Annotated in this window: 23 protein-coding genes; 6 read left to right on the top strand and 17 right to left on the bottom strand. The window is 56.9% G+C overall.

The window, feature by feature from the left end:
* Window positions 1–6: 6 nt before the first annotated feature.
* The 4 genes from IB222_RS21325 to IB222_RS21310 form a co-directional block, all read right to left on the bottom strand.
* Window positions 7–690 carry a D-lyxose/D-mannose family sugar isomerase gene (locus tag IB222_RS21325; RefSeq protein ID WP_149385230.1) on the bottom strand — a complete coding sequence of 228 codons (684 nt, stop codon included), beginning with the start codon at window positions 688–690 and terminating at the stop codon, window positions 7–9.
* A 120-nt stretch (window positions 691–810) separates the two neighbouring features.
* Window positions 811–1,752: an ABC transporter substrate-binding protein gene (locus IB222_RS21320; protein ID WP_003826688.1), complete on the bottom strand. Its 942-nt coding sequence runs from the start codon at window positions 1,750–1,752 to the stop codon at window positions 811–813.
* Between the two features lie 88 nt (window positions 1,753–1,840).
* Complete coding sequence (locus IB222_RS21315) at window positions 1,841–2,836, bottom strand: ribose ABC transporter permease (protein ID WP_063941242.1); 996 nt, start codon at window positions 2,834–2,836, stop codon at window positions 1,841–1,843.
* On the bottom strand, window positions 2,829–4,352 hold the full coding sequence (locus tag IB222_RS21310) for a sugar ABC transporter ATP-binding protein (protein WP_149335872.1): 1,524 nt from the start codon (window positions 4,350–4,352) through the stop codon (window positions 2,829–2,831). The genes IB222_RS21315 and IB222_RS21310 overlap by 8 nt, the downstream gene beginning before the upstream one ends.
* 114 nt (window positions 4,353–4,466) lie before the next feature.
* Between IB222_RS21310 and IB222_RS21305 the strand changes: the two genes are divergently transcribed.
* The 6 genes from IB222_RS21305 (at window position 4,467) to IB222_RS21280 (ending at window position 9,150) form a co-directional block, all read left to right on the top strand.
* Window positions 4,467–6,731: a hybrid sensor histidine kinase/response regulator gene (locus IB222_RS21305; RefSeq protein ID WP_149385229.1), complete on the top strand. Its 2,265-nt coding sequence runs from the start codon at window positions 4,467–4,469 to the stop codon at window positions 6,729–6,731.
* A gap of 69 nt (window positions 6,732–6,800) precedes the next feature.
* On the top strand, window positions 6,801–7,130 hold the full coding sequence (yjdP, locus tag IB222_RS21300; RefSeq protein WP_003031807.1) for a DDRRRQL repeat protein YjdP: 330 nt from the start codon (window positions 6,801–6,803) through the stop codon (window positions 7,128–7,130).
* A gap of 332 nt (window positions 7,131–7,462) precedes the next feature.
* Window positions 7,463–8,443: an IS5-like element ISKpn26 family transposase gene (locus IB222_RS21295; protein ID WP_000019448.1), complete on the top strand. Its 981-nt coding sequence runs from the start codon at window positions 7,463–7,465 to the stop codon at window positions 8,441–8,443.
* Entirely contained in the window at window positions 8,425–8,616 is a 192-nt protein-coding gene (locus IB222_RS21290) for a hypothetical protein (protein WP_348925512.1), read from the top strand. The genes IB222_RS21295 and IB222_RS21290 overlap by 19 nt, the downstream gene beginning before the upstream one ends.
* Window positions 8,528–8,788 carry a type II toxin-antitoxin system RelE/ParE family toxin gene (locus IB222_RS21285; protein ID WP_348925957.1) on the top strand — a complete coding sequence of 87 codons (261 nt, stop codon included), beginning with the start codon at window positions 8,528–8,530 and terminating at the stop codon, window positions 8,786–8,788. Before IB222_RS21290 ends, IB222_RS21285 begins: the two co-directional genes overlap by 89 nt.
* Before the next feature lie 20 nt (window positions 8,789–8,808).
* Complete coding sequence (locus IB222_RS21280; protein ID WP_008786950.1) at window positions 8,809–9,150, top strand: HigA family addiction module antitoxin; 342 nt, start codon at window positions 8,809–8,811, stop codon at window positions 9,148–9,150.
* Window positions 9,151–9,202: 52 nt separating this feature from the next.
* Here the strand turns inward: IB222_RS21280 and phnP are convergent, their stop codons facing one another.
* From phnP to phnD, 13 genes are all read right to left on the bottom strand, one after another.
* Window positions 9,203–9,961: a phosphonate metabolism protein PhnP gene (gene phnP / locus IB222_RS21275; RefSeq protein WP_148362557.1), complete on the bottom strand. Its 759-nt coding sequence runs from the start codon at window positions 9,959–9,961 to the stop codon at window positions 9,203–9,205.
* Between the two features lie 8 nt (window positions 9,962–9,969).
* Complete coding sequence (gene phnO, locus IB222_RS21270) at window positions 9,970–10,404, bottom strand: aminoalkylphosphonate N-acetyltransferase (RefSeq protein WP_126319498.1); 435 nt, start codon at window positions 10,402–10,404, stop codon at window positions 9,970–9,972.
* Window positions 10,391–10,945 carry a ribose 1,5-bisphosphokinase gene (gene phnN / locus IB222_RS21265; RefSeq protein WP_008786953.1) on the bottom strand — a complete coding sequence of 185 codons (555 nt, stop codon included), beginning with the start codon at window positions 10,943–10,945 and terminating at the stop codon, window positions 10,391–10,393. Before phnN ends, phnO begins: the two co-directional genes overlap by 14 nt.
* A gap of 2 nt (window positions 10,946–10,947) precedes the next feature.
* The gene (gene phnM / locus IB222_RS21260) at window positions 10,948–12,084 is read right to left on the bottom strand and encodes an alpha-D-ribose 1-methylphosphonate 5-triphosphate diphosphatase (RefSeq protein WP_126319496.1); all 1,137 of its coding nucleotides are present in this window, start codon (window positions 12,082–12,084) and stop codon (window positions 10,948–10,950) included.
* Window positions 12,081–12,767 carry a phosphonate C-P lyase system protein PhnL gene (phnL, locus tag IB222_RS21255; RefSeq protein WP_063941249.1) on the bottom strand — a complete coding sequence of 229 codons (687 nt, stop codon included), beginning with the start codon at window positions 12,765–12,767 and terminating at the stop codon, window positions 12,081–12,083. The genes phnM and phnL overlap by 4 nt, the downstream gene beginning before the upstream one ends.
* A 218-nt stretch (window positions 12,768–12,985) precedes the next feature.
* Window positions 12,986–13,744, bottom strand: a complete 759-nt coding sequence (gene phnK, locus IB222_RS21250) for a phosphonate C-P lyase system protein PhnK (RefSeq protein WP_003826710.1) — start codon at window positions 13,742–13,744, stop codon at window positions 12,986–12,988.
* Entirely contained in the window at window positions 13,741–14,532 is a 792-nt protein-coding gene (phnJ, locus tag IB222_RS21245) for an alpha-D-ribose 1-methylphosphonate 5-phosphate C-P-lyase PhnJ (RefSeq protein ID WP_224774781.1), read from the bottom strand. Before phnJ ends, phnK begins: the two co-directional genes overlap by 4 nt.
* 46 nt (window positions 14,533–14,578) lie before the next feature.
* On the bottom strand, window positions 14,579–15,646 hold the full coding sequence (locus IB222_RS21240; RefSeq protein WP_148362555.1) for a carbon-phosphorus lyase complex subunit PhnI: 1,068 nt from the start codon (window positions 15,644–15,646) through the stop codon (window positions 14,579–14,581).
* Complete coding sequence (gene phnH / locus IB222_RS21235; protein WP_003826715.1) at window positions 15,646–16,230, bottom strand: phosphonate C-P lyase system protein PhnH; 585 nt, start codon at window positions 16,228–16,230, stop codon at window positions 15,646–15,648. The genes IB222_RS21240 and phnH overlap by 1 nt, the downstream gene beginning before the upstream one ends.
* Window positions 16,227–16,679 (bottom strand): phosphonate C-P lyase system protein PhnG, encoded by a 453-nt coding sequence (phnG, locus tag IB222_RS21230; protein ID WP_003826718.1) that lies wholly within the window; start codon window positions 16,677–16,679, stop codon window positions 16,227–16,229. Before phnG ends, phnH begins: the two co-directional genes overlap by 4 nt.
* Window positions 16,680–17,405: a phosphonate metabolism transcriptional regulator PhnF gene (phnF, locus tag IB222_RS21225; RefSeq protein ID WP_063941252.1), complete on the bottom strand. Its 726-nt coding sequence runs from the start codon at window positions 17,403–17,405 to the stop codon at window positions 16,680–16,682. It abuts the gene before it with no gap.
* 20 nt (window positions 17,406–17,425) lie between these two features.
* Window positions 17,426–18,205 (bottom strand): phosphonate ABC transporter, permease protein PhnE, encoded by a 780-nt coding sequence (gene phnE, locus IB222_RS21220; RefSeq protein WP_016155398.1) that lies wholly within the window; start codon window positions 18,203–18,205, stop codon window positions 17,426–17,428.
* 133 nt (window positions 18,206–18,338) lie between these two features.
* Entirely contained in the window at window positions 18,339–19,355 is a 1,017-nt protein-coding gene (gene phnD, locus IB222_RS21215) for a phosphonate ABC transporter substrate-binding protein (protein ID WP_003826724.1), read from the bottom strand.
* Window position 19,356: the final 1 nt, after the last annotated feature.

Raw genomic sequence — 19,356 nt, 5'->3', positions numbered from 1 at the left:
CCTTGGTTAGCGGAACAGGCGATATTCGTTACACAGCACCAGCTGCGCAGGTTCGTCTTCTTCAATGTCGTTATAGCGGGCGATCGGTTGCAAAAAGTGGTTATCGTGGTCGTCGTCATTAACAGACGAAACCTCGCCGACCAGCACGTCGCCAAAACCTTTTTCCGCCCAGAAGCTGTGATACAGGCCCGGTGGCAGGCAGATGCTTTCACCCGGCGTCAGGCGCAACTGACTGCCTGCCGCATGGGTTTGCCGACAGCCGTCAATCACCACGCTTACGTCGGTCTGCTCCGTTTGCTCCCGGACTCCCGCATTCCACAGTTCCACAATCAAATTACCGCCGCCGCGATTGATAATGTCTTCGCGCTTGCGCCAGTGAAAATGCATCGGCGTGACCTGTGCATCGCGAACATGCATGATTTTCTCGGCGTAGCATTTTTCATAAGGCATACCTTTCGGCGAGCCGTTACGCAGAGTGAACAGCGTTAACCCTTGCGCGGCGAAATTGTTGCCGCCAAACGCGGTGACATCCCAACCGAGCTTAAGGTCGAACACTTCGCCCCAGGCAGAGGCATCAAGCTTGTGCCATTGGGTCGGGGGGAAGCTGGCAAAAGGGGGGAGATGCACGTCGTGCTGAGAGAAAAACTGGCGCGTGTGGCCAAGGATCTCGTTTATTGCGGAGCGTTTCATCGGCTGAATCCTCCTTAATATAATGCCGGATGGCGCCGCGCTTATCCGGCCTACAAATTCATAGCGATCTTGTAGGCCGGATAGGGCATTTTTACCGCCATCCGGCGTTGTTGTGGCGGGCTATTTAACCGTCCAACCCTTATAACTGCCGACGTTGTTTTTATCGATCATCGTTACTGGGATCAGCACGGGTTCTTTCGGGGCGGGTTTCCCCTGCAATATGTCATAGCCGATTTCGACCGCTTTGGCAGCCATCACCTGCGGATCTTGTGCCGGAGTCGCCACAAATAGTGAGTTTTCGCGCTTCAGCGCTTCTTCACCGTCTGGGGATCCATCTACGCCGACAATAAAGAATTCGCTACGCTGCGCCTGTTTTGCCGCCAGATCGGCACCGATCGCCGTCGGATCGTTAATGGCGAATACGCCGTCGATCTTCGGATTTGCCGCCAGCAGCGCGGTCATGATCTCCAGCCCGCCTTCGCGACTGCCTTTGGCGTTTTGGTTATGCGATAGCACCTTGATGTCAGGGTGGCGTTTAAACTCAGTCTGGCAGCCTTCCACGCGGTTCTGGACGGCGGAAACCGGCGGCCCGTTGATGATGACGACGTTGCCTTTGCCTTTCAGGCGGTCGGTAATGTATTTACAGGCCATTTCACCTGCCTGGGTGTTATCGGAGGTAATGGTCGCGTCTGCGCCTTCCGCTGCCACGTCAACGGCAACCACCACGATCCCGGCGTCTTTCGCGCGTTTTACCGCCGGGCCGATGCCCTTGGAGTCGGCGGCGTTAAGGATAATCATGTCGACTTTGGCGGCAATAAAGTTGTCGATCTGCGACACCTGTTGCCCCAAATCGTAACCGCTGGAAACCAGCGTTACTTTAACGCTATCACCTGCCAGCTTGCGTGCTTCCAGCTCCGCGCCTTTGGTGATCTGCACGAAGAACGGGTTGGCCAGATCGCCCACCGTAACGCCAATCGATTTCAGTTCTTTTGCCTGCACAAACGGAGCTGCAGCAAGCAGGGCGCCAGCACAGAGCGCGGTCACTAATGGCTTCAAACGCATACTCGTTTCCTCACGTAGGGTATTGTTGTTATACGCCTGATGGCGCTGCGCTTATCAGGCCTACGAATGAGCAGGCCAGTAAGCTTGTCTATGCACTTTGATGGTGTCGGGTACGGTATTTGTCGATTAGCACCGCTATGATGATCACCGCCCCTTTGATCACCAGTTGCCAGAAATAGGAGACGCCCATTAGCGTCATGCCGTTATTGAGTGTGGCGATTATCAACGCCCCCACCAGCGTGCCGGTGATGGTGCCGATCCCGCCAACAAAGCTGGTGCCGCCGAGGATCACCGCCGCGATGGCGTCCAGCTCGTAACCCATACCTAAGTTGCCGTTGGCGCTATACAGCCGCGAGGCGCTCATCACCCCGCCAAGACCTGAGAGCAAACCGCTCATGCCGTAGACGAACAGCAGCACCAGCCACACTTTGATCCCGGTTAAACGTGCGGCCTGCATATTGCCGCCGACCGCGTAGATATGAACGCCGAGCGTGGTGCGGCGCAGAATGAACCAGCACACCACCACCACCGCCAGCGCAATGACCACCAGCCACGGAACCGGGCCGAGATAGTTGTTACCGATCCACTCAAAGCTGATATTGGAGTTAATCACCGTTGTACCGTCGGCCAGCAGATAGGCCACGCCGCGCAGCGCCGTATAGGTTCCAAGCGTGACGATAAACGGCGGTAGTCCGGCAAAAGCGACCAGCGCGCCGTTAAATAATCCCAGCACCAGGCCGAGCATAAGCGCCGCCGGAATTGACAGCATGGCAAGCTCAGGAATAAGAGAAACGACCATGGCTGCGACGGCGGTGGTGCCGAGAATCGAGCCAACCGAGAGGTCGATCCCGCCGGTCAAAATAATGAAGGTCATGCCAGCCGCCAGCACGATGTTGATCGACGCCTGACGGGTTATATTCAGCAGGTTGCTTTCGGTAAAAAAGTTGGGCGCGATAAAGCCAAATACCGCCACAATCAGGATGAGAATCGGTAAGATGCCGACTGTTTGCATCAGATCGCTCATCAGCATTCTTTTCGCGGAGGCAGATTTCGCCACCTGCTGGGGAGGGGTTGGATTATTCATGGGGCACCGCCTGATGGTGGGAGTCGTTCACGCCGGTAGCCAGCGTCATAATATTTTCCTGGGTAATACTTTGTCCGTTCAGCTCGCCGGCAATGCTTCCTTCCCGCATGACGTACACGCGATCGCTCATGCCGACGACTTCCGGCAGTTCGCTGGAGATCATCAGGATCGCTACGCCTTTGCGCGCCATATCGTTCATGATCCGGTAGATCTCGCTTTTGGCGCCAACATCCACGCCGCGCGTGGGTTCATCGAGGATCAAAATACGTGGGCCGATCGCGACCCAGCGTGAAATCAGCAGTTTTTGCTGATTTCCGCCAGACAGCCCGCCCGCGCGTACCTGTGCGTGCGGCACGCGGATGTTGAGCAGCTTGATGGCGTCATCGGAAATAGCCTGCGCCTTTTTGCGATCGAGCATGCCCCAGTTGGCGTCACGCTCCAGCGTTGCCATGGTGATGTTTTCTGCCGCTGCCAGCTCTAAAAATAATCCCTGCTCTTTGCGGTTTTCCGTCAGAAAGCCAATGCCGTGGTCAATCGCCTCGCGCGGGGAGTGGATCACTACCGGTTCACCGTCTACTTCAATCATGCCGCCGATGGCTTTACGAACGCCAAAAATCAACTGAGCCAGCTCAGAACGCCCGGCACCGACTAACCCGGCCAGGCCGACGATCTCCCCGGAGCGTACCAGCAAACTGCACGGCTGCACTTTGTTGCCATCAGTCAGGTGATGAACGTTGAGGCGCGCTTTACCTAAGGGAATGTCGCGCTCTTTGTTGAACAGATCGCTCAACGGACGGCCCACCATCATGCGCACCAGCTCCGAGGCGTTGAGCTTGTCGCGGGTCAGGCTGCCAACATATTGTCCGTCGCGCAGGACGCTGACGCGGTCCGAGAGTTCGTACACTTCCGCCATGCGGTGGCTGATGTAGATAATCGCCATCCCCTCATCGCGCAGGCGCATGATCAGTTCAAACAGGCGATGGGTTTCACGTGAGGAGAGGGCGGCGGTGGGTTCATCCATCACCAGAATGCGGCTGTTACGGTGCAGGGCGCGGGCAATTTCCACCTGCTGCTGTTCGGCTATGGTCAAGGTCATCACACGGTCGCTGGCCTTAAACTGGGCACCGAGTCGGTCGATGACTTTCTGCGACTGCATCACCATCTCTTTTCGCTGGACCAGACCGCCGCGCGACAGCTCGCTGCCAAGAAAGATATTTTCCGCCACCGTCAGGTTCGGCGCGAGCTGCATCTCCTGATAAATCAGCGTGATGCCTGCGCTAAGCGCATCTTTAGGACCGCGAATGTGGAACGGCTGACCGTCAATCAGGATCTCACCGCTGGTGGCGGTATAGGCCCCCGCGAGGATCTTCATCAGGGTGCTCTTCCCCGCGCCATTCTCGCCCATCAGGGCATGAATCTCGCCCGGCCAGACCGTTAAATCGACCCCTTTCAGCGCGTAAAATTTGCCAAACGCTTTAGCAATGTTGCGCATCTCCAGAACCGGTGTCCTGCTCATGGCGGATCTCCTGTGGGGTGGCCGATATCAGCAGTCCATCACAGGAATGTAAATGCAAAATGTCAGAAGCCGTTCATATTTGTCATATTGCGATTTTTCTTCACGGAGCGTGATATGCCGCAACCGGGACGTCACTTTTTCGCCAGTGCGCGCGGACGATTGCTGTTCTTCAATCTGCTGGTGGTGGCGGTCACGCTGATGGTGAGCGGCGTGGCGGTGCTGGGTTTTCAGCACGCAAGCCAGATTCAGGAGCAGGTGCAGCAGCAAACCGTTGACGACATGACCGGCAGCATGAACCTGGCGCGCGATACGGCGAACGTGGCGACGGCGGCAGTGCGGCTGTCGCAGGTGGTCGGGGCGCTGGAATACAAAGGGGAAGCGGAGCGGCTGCAGGAGACGCAAAGGGTGCTGAAGCAGTCGCTGGAACAACTGGCTACCGCGCCGCTGGCGCAGCAAGAGCCGGTGCTGGTCGAGCGTATTATCCAGCGCAGTAATGAACTACAAAGCAGCGTAGAAGGGATGTTGCAGCGCGGGCAGCGGCGACACCTGGAGCGTAACGCGTTGCTCAGTTCGCTGTATCAAAATCAAAGCTATTTACGTCATCTGCAAAAGTTGATCGGCGCGCAGGATGATGCGCTGCTGGGGCAGATGGACCGCTTAATTGTTGCCGCCATCGACACGCCCACGCCGCGTTCGGTGGTGAAACAACTGGATGCGGTGATGCCTGCGCTTCCCTTGCAGCATGCCAATCCGCTGATTAGCGGTATCCTCAACGACTTCAACCGGGAGCTGCATAAGCTGGAGCCGCTCTCTTCCGCGCTGGAGCAGAGCGATTTGGCCATCAACTGGTATATGTTTCATATCAAAGCGCTGGTGGCGATCCTCAACAGCGATATCAATCAGTATGCCTCGCAGGTGGCGCTGATCTCAGAGCAGCGGGTGGCGCAAAGCCATCAGGAACTGCAATCCGGCGCGTTGTTTATTTTAGTGTTTGCGCTGCTGGCGGTGGTGATCACCGGTTTTGCCGGATGGTATATCTACCGTAATCTCGGCTCCAACCTGACGGCCATTTCACGGGCGATGACCCGGCTGGCGCACGGTGAATCAGACGTCAGCGTCCCGGCCCTGCAGCGGCGTGATGAGTTAGGCGAGCTGGCCCGCGCCTTTAGCGTCTTTGCCCGGAATACGGCGTCGCTGGAGCACACCACCCGACTGCTAAAAGAAAAAACCAGTCAGATGGAAATCGATCGCACCGAGCGTCAGGGGCTGGAAGAAGCGCTGTTGCACAGCCAAAAGCTGAAGGCGGTGGGGCAACTGACGGGTGGATTAGCACATGATTTCAATAACCTGCTGGCGGTTATTATTGGCAGTCTGGATCTGGTGAATCCGGAGTCGCCCGATGCGCCACGGGTCAATCGGGCGCTAAAAGCCGCCGAGCGCGGGGCGCTGCTTACCCAGCGACTGCTGGCCTTTTCGCGCAAACAGTCGTTGCATCCCCATGCGGTGGAACTGAAAACGCTGCTGGAAAATCTGGGCGAACTGATGCGCCACTCTCTTCCGGCCACGTTGACGCTGGAGATTGAAGCCCAGTCTCCCGCCTGGCCCGCGTGGATTGACGTCAGCCAACTGGAAAACGCCATTATCAATCTGGTGATGAACGCTCGTGACGCCATGGACGGGCAGGCGGGCACGATTAAAATCCGTACCTGGAATCAGCGGGTCACGCGCAGCGATGGGCGCAAGCAGGATATGGTGATGCTGGAGGTTGCCGACCAGGGAAGCGGGATGTCACAGGAGGTGAAAGCCCAGGTCTTCGAGCCGTTTTTCACCACCAAACAGACCGGTAGCGGCAGCGGACTGGGGCTGTCGATGGTCTACGGTTTTGTGCGCCAGTCCGGTGGCCGGGTGGAGATTGAAAGCGCTCCCGGGCAGGGAACGACGGTCAGGCTGCAACTGCCTCGTGCCGTTGTGCCGGTGCAGGCTCAAGTGGAAGCGGTAGCGGTACATGCGGCGAACAGCGGTGAAAAACTGGTGTTGGTGCTCGAGGATGAGGATGATGTACGCCAGACGTTGTGCGAGCAATTACACCTGCTGGGCTACCTGACGTTAGAGGCCGCAAACGGGGAACAGGCGATGCATATGCTGGCGGTTTCATCCGAGATTGATATTTTTATTAGCGACTTAATGCTGCCAGGTGGTTTAAGCGGCGTGGATGTGGTTAACCATGCCCAGGCACATTATCCGCAGTTGTCCATCCTGCTGATAAGCGGTCAGGATTTACGTCCGGCGCATAACCCGGCGTTGCCGGATGTGGCGCTATTGCGTAAGCCTTTTACTCGGGGAGAGCTGGCGCAGGCGCTGCGGCATTCGCGTAATTGAGATTCCTCCGCTACCCGCGCAAATACGCTTTGATTACCGTGGAGCGAGTTTCTTGATGAGGCTGGTTTTATGCAACGCTCCGCGACATTCCTTCTTTTTAGTTTGCTAATGCTGACCACCGTATCGGCACAGGCGGATATTATCGATGACGCCATTGGTAATATTCAGCAGGCGATTAACGACGCATACAAACCGGACAACGGGCGGGATTATGATGACTCCCGTGATGAAAGCTGGCAGCGCCAGATGAGTGACGACCGGCGCAGGCAATATGACAATCGCCGCCGCCAGTTTGAAGATCGACGTCGCCAACTGGATGACCGTCAGCGCCAACTCGATCAAGAACGGCGTCAGTTAGAAGACGAAGAGCGCAGAATGGAAGAAGATTACGATCGGTAGCGGTAACGATTAAATTTATGGGTATTTTATCTTTCTGGCAGGGATTTACCTGCTCGCCCAACAGCTCACCATTTCATGTTAATGAATGCACTTGAGCACAGTGCGTGTATGCACTACAATCTCTCTATGCTTATGGAAAAGGTGTTGGCAATGGAATGTCTAAATCATTAAATATCAGAAATTTTCGGGATACATGGCTTGAAGATTTTTTTGAACGGGCGACATCGCACAGAAAAATACCTGCGGATATTCACACTGCATTAGGGAAGGTGCGAACAAGTTCCTGATATGAGATCATCATATTCATCCGGAGCGCATCCCAGAGGGACATCATGAGCCATCAACTCACCTTCGCCGATAGTGAATTCAGCACTAAGCGCCGTCAGACCCGAAAAGAGATTTTCCTCTCCCGCATGGAGCAGATTTTGCCATGGCAGAATATGACCGCTGTCATCGAGCCGTTTTATCCCAAGGCGGGCAATGGCCGACGGCCCTATCCGCTGGAGACCATGCTGCGTATTCACTGCATGCAGCATTGGTACAACCTGAGCGACGGTGCCATGGAAGATGCCCTGTACGAAATCGCCTCCATGCGCCTGTTTGCCCGATTATCCCTGGATAGCGCCCTGCCGGATCGCACCACCATCATGAATTTCCGCCACCTGCTCGAGCAGCATCAACTGGCCCGTCAATTGTTCAAGACCATCAATCGCTGGCTGGCCGAAGCAGGCGTCATGATGACCCAAGGCACTTTGGTGGATGCCACCATCATTGAGGCACCCAGCTCTACCAAGAACAAAGAGCAGCAACGCGATCCGGAGATGCATCAGACCAAGAAAGGCAATCAGTGGCACTTTGGCATGAAGGCCCACATTGGTGTCGATGCCAAGAGTGGCCTGACCCACAGCCTGGTCACCACCGCGGCCAACGAGCATGACCTCAATCAGCTGGGTAATCTGCTTCATGGAGAGGAGCAATTTGTCTCAGCCGATGCCGGCTACCAAGGAGCGCCACAGCGCGAGGAGCTGGCCGAGGTGGATGTGGACTGGCTGATCGCCGAGCGTCCCGGCAAGGTAAAAACCTTGAAGCAGAATCCGCGCAAGAACAAAACGGCCATCAACATCGAATACATGAAAGCCAGCATCCGTGCCAGGGTGGAGCACCCGTTTCGCATCATCAAGCGGCAGTTCGGCTTCGTGAAAGCCAGATACAAGGGGCTGCTGAAAAACGATAACCAACTGGCGATGTTATTCACCCTGGCCAACCTGTTTCGGGTGGACCAAATGATACGTCAGTGGGAGAGATCTCAGTAAAAACCGGAAATAACGCCAGAAATGGTGGAAAAAATAGCCTAAATAGGCTGATTCGATGTGTTTGCGGGAAAAAAATCGGCCCAGATCCGCGAAATTTTAATCAGCGAGTCAGCTTGGGAAGAAATGACCTGCTTATTCGCACCTTCCTTAGCCAGAAAGCTGGATATCATTAATGCGGCTGTTTCGCATCGGGATTTGCGCTCGCCACCCGGTAACAGATATGAAGAGTTAACCGGAAAATTACAGGAATATTCTTCAATCAGAGTAAACAAGCAGTACCGATTAATATTTAAATGGATTAATGGTAAGGCCGAAGATGTGTACTTAGATCCACACATCTATTAGAGAAAACGTAAGGTAACGATATGAAACAGGCATCCAGAAAACCAACGACTGTGGGTGATATCCTGCAATATGAATACCTGGAACCGCTTGATCTGAAAATCAACGATCTGGCTGAAATTCTGCATGTTCACCGCAATACAGTGAGCGCACTGGTCAACAATAATCGCAAATTAACAACGGATATGGCGTTTCGTTTGGCAAAAGCGTTCGATACCTCCGTTGATTTCTGGCGTAACCTACAGGCGGCGGTTGACCTGTGGGAAGTTGAAAATGACATGCGGGCGCAAGAAGAACTGAACCGGATTGTTTCAGTTAAAGATTTTATTGCGCAGCGAGATGTCGGCGCAAAAAAAGTCGCTTAATCATCTGTTTGTAGGCCGGATAAGATGTTTTCATCGCATCCGGCAAATTTCCTTACTCCAGCACAATCTCCATTCCGTCATATCCTGCCTCAAACCCTACTGGTAGCGGATGTTCCATCATCCACAGATCAAACTGATGGCTGATATGCGTCAGGATCACCCGTGGGCAGCGGATAACGTCGTTCAACGCGATAACGGTGTTTAAATCACAATGATTGCGCGGTGGCTCGGCGCGCGGGGCATGGCTGCAGTCAATGATAATCACCTGAGGCTGGTTATTGTGGAGAAACTTCAACGTCTTGTCGGGAAGTCCGGCGGTATCGGAGAGCCACGCCACGCGGCTATGTGCGGTCTCCAGCAGATAACCAAACGTCAGCTTTGAATGGTTGAGCGGTAGCGGCGTTACCTGCAATCCTTGCAGATTAAACACCACAAACGGTGCCACGGTATGGCTAAAATCGAGGATGCCCGGATGCTTAAACAGATCGTCGCAACCCTGTTCATCCGGCGGACCGTACACCGGGATGGTCGTCCCCACGCCCCAACGTAGCGGAAACAATCCCTGTACATGATCCATATGATAATGGGTCAGCAGAAACTGCTGGAAGCTGCCCGCCGGCCAGTCGTCCATCAGATGCGGGATCCCCGCGTCCAGCAGCGTTACCGCATTATTGAACTTGACCACCCCGCTACAAGGGCGTCGACGGTATTGCGCCTGTGAGCGTGCTCGTTGGCAGGCCGCACAGTCGCAGCCAAATGTCGGCACCAGCTGTGCGCCGCCCGTTCCCGTCAGCGTAATGGTCAGACTCATGGCTCCCCCTACAACGGTTTGGTGAAGCGAAAATGGCTCATGGTATAGCCTTCACGCTGGTAAAAACGGTGTGCGTCAAGGCGTTGGGTGCTGGTGGAAAGCTCGGTGACTTCTGCGCCCGCTTCGCGCGCGGTGGCTTCGGCCCAGGCCAGTAACTGACTGCCGACCCTTAACCCTCGTGCCTGTGGCATCACCACCAGTTCCTGAATCTCGCCAATCCAGTTGGCGTGGTGCAGATGAAACTGCAGGTGCAGGCCGATCAAGCCGACGACCTGTCCGTCGAGCAGCGCCAGCTGGTAGTGCATATTGGGATCTTGCAGATTTGCGGCGTAGCCAGCGCTAAAGGCCTGCAGATCGAATTGGCCCTGCTTCAACTCACAGACAAGCGCGTAAACCGCATCGGTATCGTATAGCGTGGCGCGGCGTAATTCACAGACAGACATGTTTCTTCTCCTTGCGTCCCATCAGTGTGAGTAGTGTATCGACAGACTGTAGCAAACTTCCATCGTTGTTCAGGACGTGGCAGTCATACGGGGCGTAGCGGGCTGCGCGCTCAAGACGGGCGGCGATTTCCGTTTCGCTCTCCCGTCCACGAGCCTGCAGGCGCTGGCGTAGAATCGCCGGGGAAACCTGTAAGCAAATGGGGAGTAAAGATGTGCCGTAACGGGCCTGCGCCTGGGGCAGATGCGCGCGCGAGCCGTTGACCACCACATCAAAACCGGCGTGTAGCCAGAGGTCAATCTCCACGCCAACGCCGTAGTAGAAGCCATTGGCGTGCCAGCTCAGCGCCAGCAGGTTCTGCCCGGCGCGGGTAAAAAATTCTTGTTCGCTCAGCGCAATATGATTTTCATTCCCGGCGTTGGCGGCGCGGGTGATGTAACGGTGCGCTACCAGCAGTTGCGCCGGTTCCTGCTGGCGGAGTTCGGCCAGCAGACTGTCCTTACCGGAGCCGGATGGCCCCATCAGCCAGATCAGTTTACCCATAGTCAGAATACCCTTTTGCCCTGACGCCAGACGTGATCGATATGGATGTTGCCGCCTTTGCGGTGCGCCAGCACCAGATCCGCGCGTTTGCCTTCGGCAACAACGCCACGATCGTCGAGATTTAATGCCCGTGCCGGATTGCGGGTCACCAGACGAATGGCCTGTGGCAGCGTAAAACGGTTGGCGTCGTCGTCCGCTACGCGAAACGCCGCATCGAGCAGGCTGGCGGGGTAGTAGTCGGAAGAGAGAATATCCAGCAGCCCCAGCTCAGCCAGCTTATGCGCCGCTACGTTGCCGGAGTGAGAACCGCCGCGCACGATGTTGGGCGCGCCCATCAGCACGTTCATACCATGCTGGCGCGAGGCTTCAGCCGCTTCGAAGGTGGTAGGAAATTCGGCGATCACGCTGCCAAGCTGGTGCGATTCCAGCACATGATCATGGGTGGCATCATCATGGCTCGCCAGCGCAATCTGGCGCTCACGACACATCTGGGCAATCGCCGTGCGATTGGGCTGTGACCAACGCGCCGCCAGCGCTAACTGTTCTTCTTCATAGCGGGCCATCTGCTCGTCGGTGAGCGAATACTTACCTTGATAATACTCGCGGTACTTCTCGCGATTGGCGAACTGACGCTGGCCTGGCGAGTGATCCATCAGCGACACCAGCGTTACCGGCTCGCGGCTGACTAGTTTTTCAAACAGCGGCAGGGTAGTGTGATGCGGCAGCTCACAGCGCAGGTGCAGGCGATGCTCGGCGCGATTGACCCCGCGCTTTTGCGTCTCTTCGACCGCATTGATCATCTTCTCCAGATTTTCCAGACGGTCGCCGCCGTCGCGCACATCGCCAATTGCCACCGCGTCCAGTACGGTGGTAATGCCGCTGGCGACCATTAGCGCGTCGTGGCTGCTCATCGCCGAGTGGGCAGGCCAGTCTACCTTTGGGCGCGGGGTGAAAAATTTGTCGAGATTATCGGTATGCAGCTCGATAAGCCCTGGTAGCAGCCAGCCGCCTTCGCCGTCCAGCGCCTCAGGTAGGCTGCTCGGACTTTCTGCAAAGGTGCGAATGACCCCGCCCTCGATTTCCAGCGATCCTTGCACCACTTCATCTTCCAGCACCAGCTTTACATTATTGATAATCATGCTGTTGTTCCCATCAGATGCAGACGATCCGCGACGCGGTCGCGCACGGTTTGATCGTGAAAAATGCCGACAATTGCTGCGCCGCGGGCTTTCGCCTCTTCAATTAATGCGACGACGGCGGCGCTATTTTTGGCGTCCAGCGAGGCGGTAGGCTCATCAAGTAGCAGAATTGGGTAATCGACGATAAACCCGCGAGCGATGTTGACGCGCTGCTGTTCGCCGCCGGAAAAGGTCGACGGCGCCAGGTGCCACAACCGCTCCGGCACGTTCAGGCGGGTAAGCAGGTTAGCTGCTTTGGCTGCACACTCCTCACGGGAGACCCCCAGATCCAGCAGCGGTTGCATCACCACATCCAGCGCGGAAATCCTTGGGATCACGCGCAGGAACTGGCTCACCCAGCCGATGGTTGAACGGCGAACCTCCAGTACTTTGCGCGCCGGGGCCTGCACCAGATCGACCCATTCATCGCTGTGGCGGATGTGGATGCGTCCTTCATCCGGCAGGTAGTTGGCGTACAGCGAACGTAGCAATGTGGATTTGCCGCTGCCCGAGTGACCGTGCAGCACCACGCATTCGCCGCTTTTAACGTCCAGAGTGGCGTTTTGCAGCACCGGTAGACGCACGCCGTTTTGCTGATGCAGGACAAAGGTTTTACTGACATTTTCAACGCGGATCGCGTTCATTTTTAGCCTCTTTAGACATTTTTGCGTTCGATTGCCTGATGCGCTTCGCTTATCAGGCCTACAACCAATGCCGCTCCGTAGGCCGGATAAGGCGTAGCCGCCATCCGGCACAAGCGATGCCGTTCCGTAGGCCGGATAAGGCGTAGCCGCCATCCGGCACAAGCGATGCCGTTCCGTAGGCCGGATAAGGCATAGCCGCCATCCGGCACAACAAAAAATCAGTTCTGCAACACCGACGACACCAGCAACTGGGTATATGGATGATGCGGATCGTCGAGCACGCGATCGGTTAACCCACTTTCCACCACCTGACCTTGCTTCATCACCAGCAAACGGTCGGCCAGCAGGCGCGCGACGCCCAAATCGTGGGTGACAATAACTACCGCCAGATCCAGTTCCACCACAAGGCCGCGCAGCAGGTCCAGCAGTTTGGCCTGTACGGAAACGTCCAGCCCGCCGGTAGGTTCGTCCATAAACACCAGTTTGGGATGGGTGACGAGGTTGCGGGCAATCTGAAGGCGCTGCTGCATGCCGCCAGAAAAGGTGGTGGGCAGATCGTCGATACGCGAGGCAGGGATCTCTACCTCCTCCAGCCAGCGCTGAGCGGTGGCGCGGATGTCGCCATAGTGACGCGCGCCGGTGGCCATCAGGCGTTCGCCGATATTGCCGCCTGCGGAGACCTGACGGCGCAGGCCATCCAGCGGATGCTGATGCACCACGCCCCATTCGGTGCGCAGCAGACGGCGACGGTCGGCCTCGTTCATGCCGTACAGCGAACGGTTCTGATACAAAATCTCACCGTTTTGCGGCGTCAGCCGGGAAGAGATCGATTTCAGCAGCGTGGTTTTGCCGGAACCGGACTCGCCGACAATACCCAGCACTTCGCCTGGCCACAGGTCAAAAGAGACATCGCTGAAGCCTTTGCCCGGCGCGTAAAGATGGGTCAGGTTGTTGACTGAAAGCAGCGGTTGCGTCATTTGCTGAGGGCCTCGCTCTGTTGGCGGCAGTAGTCGGTGTCGGAGCAGACAAACATGCGTTTGCCGCTGTCATCGAGCACCACTTCATCGAGATAGCTGTGGGTTGAGCCGCAGATGGCGCAAGGCTCATCCCAGCTCTGCACGGTAAACGGGTGATCGTCGAAATCGAGACTTTCCACGCGGGTGTAAGGTGGAACGGCATAGATACGCTTTTCGCGGCCAGCGCCAAACAGTTGCAGGGCCGGCATCATGTCCATCTTTGGATTGTCGAATTTCGGGATGGGCGACGGGTCCATGACGTAGCGGTCATTGACCTTCACCGGATAGGCGTAAGTGGTGGCGATATGGCCGAAGCGGGCGATATCTTCATACAGTTTCACCTGCATGATGCCGTACTCTTCCAGCGCGTGCATGGTGCGAGTTTCCGTTTCACGCGGTTCGATAAAGCGCAGCGGCTCAGGGATCGGTACCTGGAAGATGATTATCTGATCTTCCACCAGCGGTGTTTCCGGGATGCGGTGGCGGGTCTGGATCAGCGTCGCATCTTCCGTACGCTCAGTGGTATTCACTCCGGTCACACGCTTGAAGAAATTACGAATCGACACGGCGTTAGTGGTGTCGTCTGCGCCCTGGTCAATCACCTTCAGCACGTCCGGCTCGCCAATCACGCTGGCGGTAAGCTGAATACCGCCGGTTCCCCAGCCGTAGGGCATCGGCATTTCACGTCCGCCAAACGGGACCTGGTAACCCGGGATTGCCACCGCTTTCAGAATTGCGCGGCGGATCATGCGTTTGGTCTGCTCATCAAGATAGGCAAAGTTGTAGCCGGAGAGGTTAGTGGTCACAGGTGGCCTCCTGTTGCAGGCGTTTGAGCAGTTCCAGTTCGGCCTGGAAATCGACGTAATGGGGAAGTTTGAGGTGCGAAACAAAACCCGCCGCCTCGACGTTATCCGCATGCGCCAGCACGAACTCTTCGTCCTGCGCCGGTCCTGTGACCGTTTCATCGTATTCGGCTGCCTGTAGGGCGCGGTCCACCAGCGCCATCGCCATCGCTTTACGTTCGCTCATACCGAACACCAGCCCGTAGCCGCGGGTAAAATGGGGGGATTCATTTTCTGGCGCGACAAACCCGTTAACCATTTCGCATTCGGTCATCAGCAGTTCGCCGACGTTCACCGCAAATCCCAGCTCTTCTGGTACGGTTTCCAGTGCCACATAGCCACTGCGGATTTCGGCGGCAAACGGGTGGTTGCGCCCGTAACCACGCTGAGTGGAGTAGGCCAGCGCCAGCAGATAGCCTTCGTCGCCGCGCATCAGCTGTTGCAGACGTGAAGCACGTGAGCAGGGGTAAACCGGCGGCGTGCGGGTGATGTCGTCGGGTGTCGCGCCATCATCCTCTTCACGCTTTGCCAGTCCCTGGTTGGCCAGAAGGGAAAAGACGTGTGGGGAGGCATCCTGCGCGCCGTCTGCGCTGCGCAGAGACGGCGTTTCGCCATTGGCCAGCAGGGTAAAATCCAGCAGGCGATGGGTGTAATCATAGGTTGGTCCCAACAGTTGCCCGCCGGGAATATCTTTGTAGACCGCCGAGATTCGGCGCTCAAGGCGCATTTCTGCACTGTTAACCGGTTCACTGACCGCCACTTTTGCCAGCGTAGTGCGGTAGGCGCGGAGCAAGAAGATGGCTTCGACGTTATCACCGCTGGCCTGCTTCAGCGCCAGCGCCGCCAGTTCGCGGTCGGCGATGCCGCCTTCGGTCATCACCCGGTCAACGGCCAGGTTCATCTGCTGTTCGATTTGTGCCACGCTCAGTTCAGCAATGGTCTCATCGCCCCGGCGTCGGTTTTCCTGTAGGGCGTGGGCGTTGGCTATCGCCTTTTCGCCCCCTTTGACGGCGACGTACATCAGCACACCTCCACATGGGTGGTTCGCGGAATAGCCAGCAGGCGTTCGCCGCAGGTGAGGATCAAATCGACCCCCAGTGGGAACGGGTGCGGGCGTTCGGTGAGTTCGTGAATCAGGCATTCCGGCAGCTGTGGCGCGATCATGCGCTCTTCGGCAATGCCCGCACCGGTCAGACGCAGCATACGTCCGCCGCTTAAGCCTGCGACCTGCACAATCAGCGTGGCGCTGGTCTCTGGCGCGACGGCTGAACCGGCGGAGAGGGCGTTAAGCTGTTCGCTGCTGATGCGCTCGTCGGCGACGGCAAAGGCCGCCAGCTGCGGCTGATCCACCAGCGGCGCGTTGGTATGAAAACGCAGGTTCTGGCGGGCAATATCGTTATCCATCGACGGCGCCAGCCAGACCGGCGTGTCGCCATCGACCAGGGTCAGCAGCACGCTGGTGGTCGCCAGACCCAGCGGCTGCCAGCCGTGTTTCAGTTGATGCAGGGCGACGATTACGCCCGGTTCGCTCATGGCTTTCAGCAGGCGACGAAAGCTCTGCTGAGCATCCTGAACGGGTAAATTAAAAGCGGTCTGTAAGGTCATGCGTTATCTCCGCGTACCAGCGTGAAGAAGTCGACCCGGCTGGCGTTGACTTCGGCACGGCGTGCGTTAATCAGCGCATCGCGTTCCGCTTCCAGCGGGGCAATTAAGGTTTCCATTAGGTTCTGGAAATGCGTTTGTTCCTGCAGCAGTGCGTCAATCACCGCGCACTGCTCGGCATGTTGTTTATTGCGTCCCAGCAGGTAGCTGTAACCCAGCGTGCCGCTCTTCAGGCGTACCACTGCGCGGGTAAGGGTGGTGTCACCGGCAAAGAAGCGGTTGCCGGTACCGCCCATACGGGCCTGGATCTGCATCAGTCCGCTTTCCGGAGCGCGGATAAGTTCATAGTCCGGCGTCAGCTTGAGCGCGGTGATGCGGGCGTTCAGGACATCGGCATTGCTGTATGCCAGCGCGCGCATCCAGCGCTGGCGGGTGGCGGTATCGAAATGCATTCAGTGCTCCATAGTGAATTCGATCATGTCGGCGCGGGTCAGGCTGACGGAGTATTCCGCCGCGTGTTCTTCGCCTTCACGGTGGTTCAGGGTGCGCACGCACAGCAGCGGCGCCATATTGGGGATTTCCAGCACCTTGCTCTCTTTGGCCTGCGCACGGCGGGCGCTGATGCGCGTTTGCGTGCGTAGCAGCCTCAGACCGGACTGTTCGCGCAGGTAGTCATGCAGCGAACCGCTGTTGAAGCCTTGCAGCAGCGGCCACAGCGAGAGGTCGGAAAAATAGTGGTCGATCTGGCACAGTGCGATGCCGTTAACCCGGCGCAGGGTGCGCAGGTGAATCACGTTATCGCCCTCGTTTATGCTGAGCGCATCGGCAATGTGGCTGGAGGCCGGACGCAGCACCGCCAGCAGTTTTTCGCTGGTGGGATGGCTGCCCTGGTCCAGCAGATTCTGACTAAAGCGCGCCTGGGCATTAAGCGGGTAATCGAACGGGCGCATCAGCACCAGCACGCCGACGCCCTGACGACGCTGAACCCAACCGCGTTCAACCAACTGGTCAATGGCGCGGCGCAGGGTGTGGCGGTTTACCTCGTAGCGCGCGGCAAGCTGATGCTCGGCGGGCAGATAGTCACCGCAGCGATAATGTTGACGTAGCTCCTGCTCAAGTCTCGCGGCAATTTCCTGATAACGCGTTGGATAACTGGTCGGATGTGTAGACAAGTGCATAGCAATCAATGCCTCGCTAATCAGATAAAGTGCTTACGCAAACGCTGGGAAAGAAAATCCAGCAGGCTGACGGTGACGATGATTAACACCATCAGGGCGCAGGTTTGCTGGAACTGAAAGCCGCGAATCGCTTCCCATAAGGTCACGCCAATACCGCCTGCACCCACCATTCCGACCACCGTGGCCGAGCGAACGTTGGATTCAAAGCGATACAGCGAGTAGGAGATAAGCAGCGGCATGACCTGTGGCAGAACGCCGTACAGAATCTCTTCAATTTTGTTGGCACCGGTGGCGCGAATGCCTTCTACCGGACCTGGCTCAATAGCTTCTACTGCTTCGGAAAGCAGCTTGGAGAGTACCCCGGTAGTGTGGATAAACAGCGCCATCACCCCGGCGAATGGGCCTAACCCGACGGCGACCACGAACAGCATGGCGAAGACCATTTCATTGATGGCGCGGCAGGCGTCCATCAGGCGACGCATCGGCTGGTAAATCCACCACGGGACCAGGTTATCGGCACACATCAGGCCGAAGGGAATCGACAGTACAACGGCGAGGGCGGTACCCCAGACGGCAATTTGCAGAGTGACGGCCATTTCACCGAGATAGTCCTGCCACTGGCTGAAGTCCGGCGGGAAGAAGTCGGCGGCGAAGGTCGCCATATTGCCGGAATCCTGGATTAGCGTGAGCGGAGCCATTTCGGCACCTTTCCACGAGACTACCAGTACGGCGAGAAGAATGGCCCAGCTCAGCAACGAGAACCAGCTACGTTTGGGCGGGGCGACGGTGATGGTTTGCATGTTTAGCTCCTGGGTGTCGATGTTTCGGGTCTGTTGTAGGCCGGATAAGGTGCTGGCACCGCCATCCGGCATGTAATCCTTTGCATTGCCTGATGGCGCTGCGCTTATCAGGCCTACAATTTGGGCACCAGGGTTACTGCACCGCTTTGGTGACGCTGGTCATAGCGCCCAGTGCGGCGGTCAGACGGTCAAGGTCATCGAGCTGCGCTTTCAGCACCGAGGTTTTGCTGGTTTTCTCTTCCTCGTTCAGCCCTTTGTTGTCCTTCACACCCTGCATCTCTTTAAACAGCGCCAGCTGGCGAATCGGCACCAGTTGCAGATCGCTGGAGGCGCGGAACGGTGCCCATCCCAGGCGTTCCAGTACGGTTTTCTGTTCCGGTGTTTTTCCGTAATTCATAAAGAAGTCGTACACCTTGTCCTTGGTGGTTTCGGAAAGGTTTTTACGCCAGACGATCGGATCGCCCGGGATCAGCGGTGACTTCCAGATAACCTTCAGCTCTTTCAGTTTTTCCGGCGCGGAAGTTTTCAGCTTGTCGAGGTTTTCGGTGTTGTTGGTGGCGACATCGACCTGCTTGTTGGCGACGGCCAGCGCGTTGGTTTCGTGTCCGGCGTTAACGGTGCGTTTGAAGTCACTGGCGGAGATGTTGTTTTTGGCGAAGACGTAGTAGCCGGGGACGAGGAAGCCTGACGTTGAGTTAGGATCGCCGTTGCCGAAGGTCAGATCCTTACGTTTAGCGATCAGATCGTTCAGGTTATTGATCGGACTGTCTTTGTTAACGATCAACACGCTCCAGTAACCCGGGGATCCGTCGGCGGCGACGGTCTGGGCAAACACTTGTCCGTTAGCGCGATCCACCGCTTCCATTGCCGAGAGGTTGCCGTACCAGGCGATATCAACTTTGTTAAAGCGCATTCCCTGGATGATCCCGGCGTAGTCCGGGGCGAAGAAGGCGTTCACTTTCACGCCCAGTGATTTTTCCATGTCCTTCAGGAACGGTTCCCACTGCGGCTTCAGATTTTGCTGTGATTCGGTCGAAATAATGCCAAAGTTCAGCGCTTTTTCCTGCTCTTCGGCATGGGCCGGGGTGAGCAGTGTGCTGAGACTAAACATGCTGGTGAAGGCCAGCGCGGCAATTGTTCTATAACTCATT

The organism is Citrobacter sp. C13 (genome assembly GCF_014596815.2).
Taxonomy (GTDB): Bacteria; Pseudomonadota; Gammaproteobacteria; order Enterobacterales; family Enterobacteriaceae; genus Citrobacter; species Citrobacter portucalensis.
Note: the sequence above shows the minus strand (reverse complement) of the source record. Positions and strands in the feature narration are given on the sequence as shown.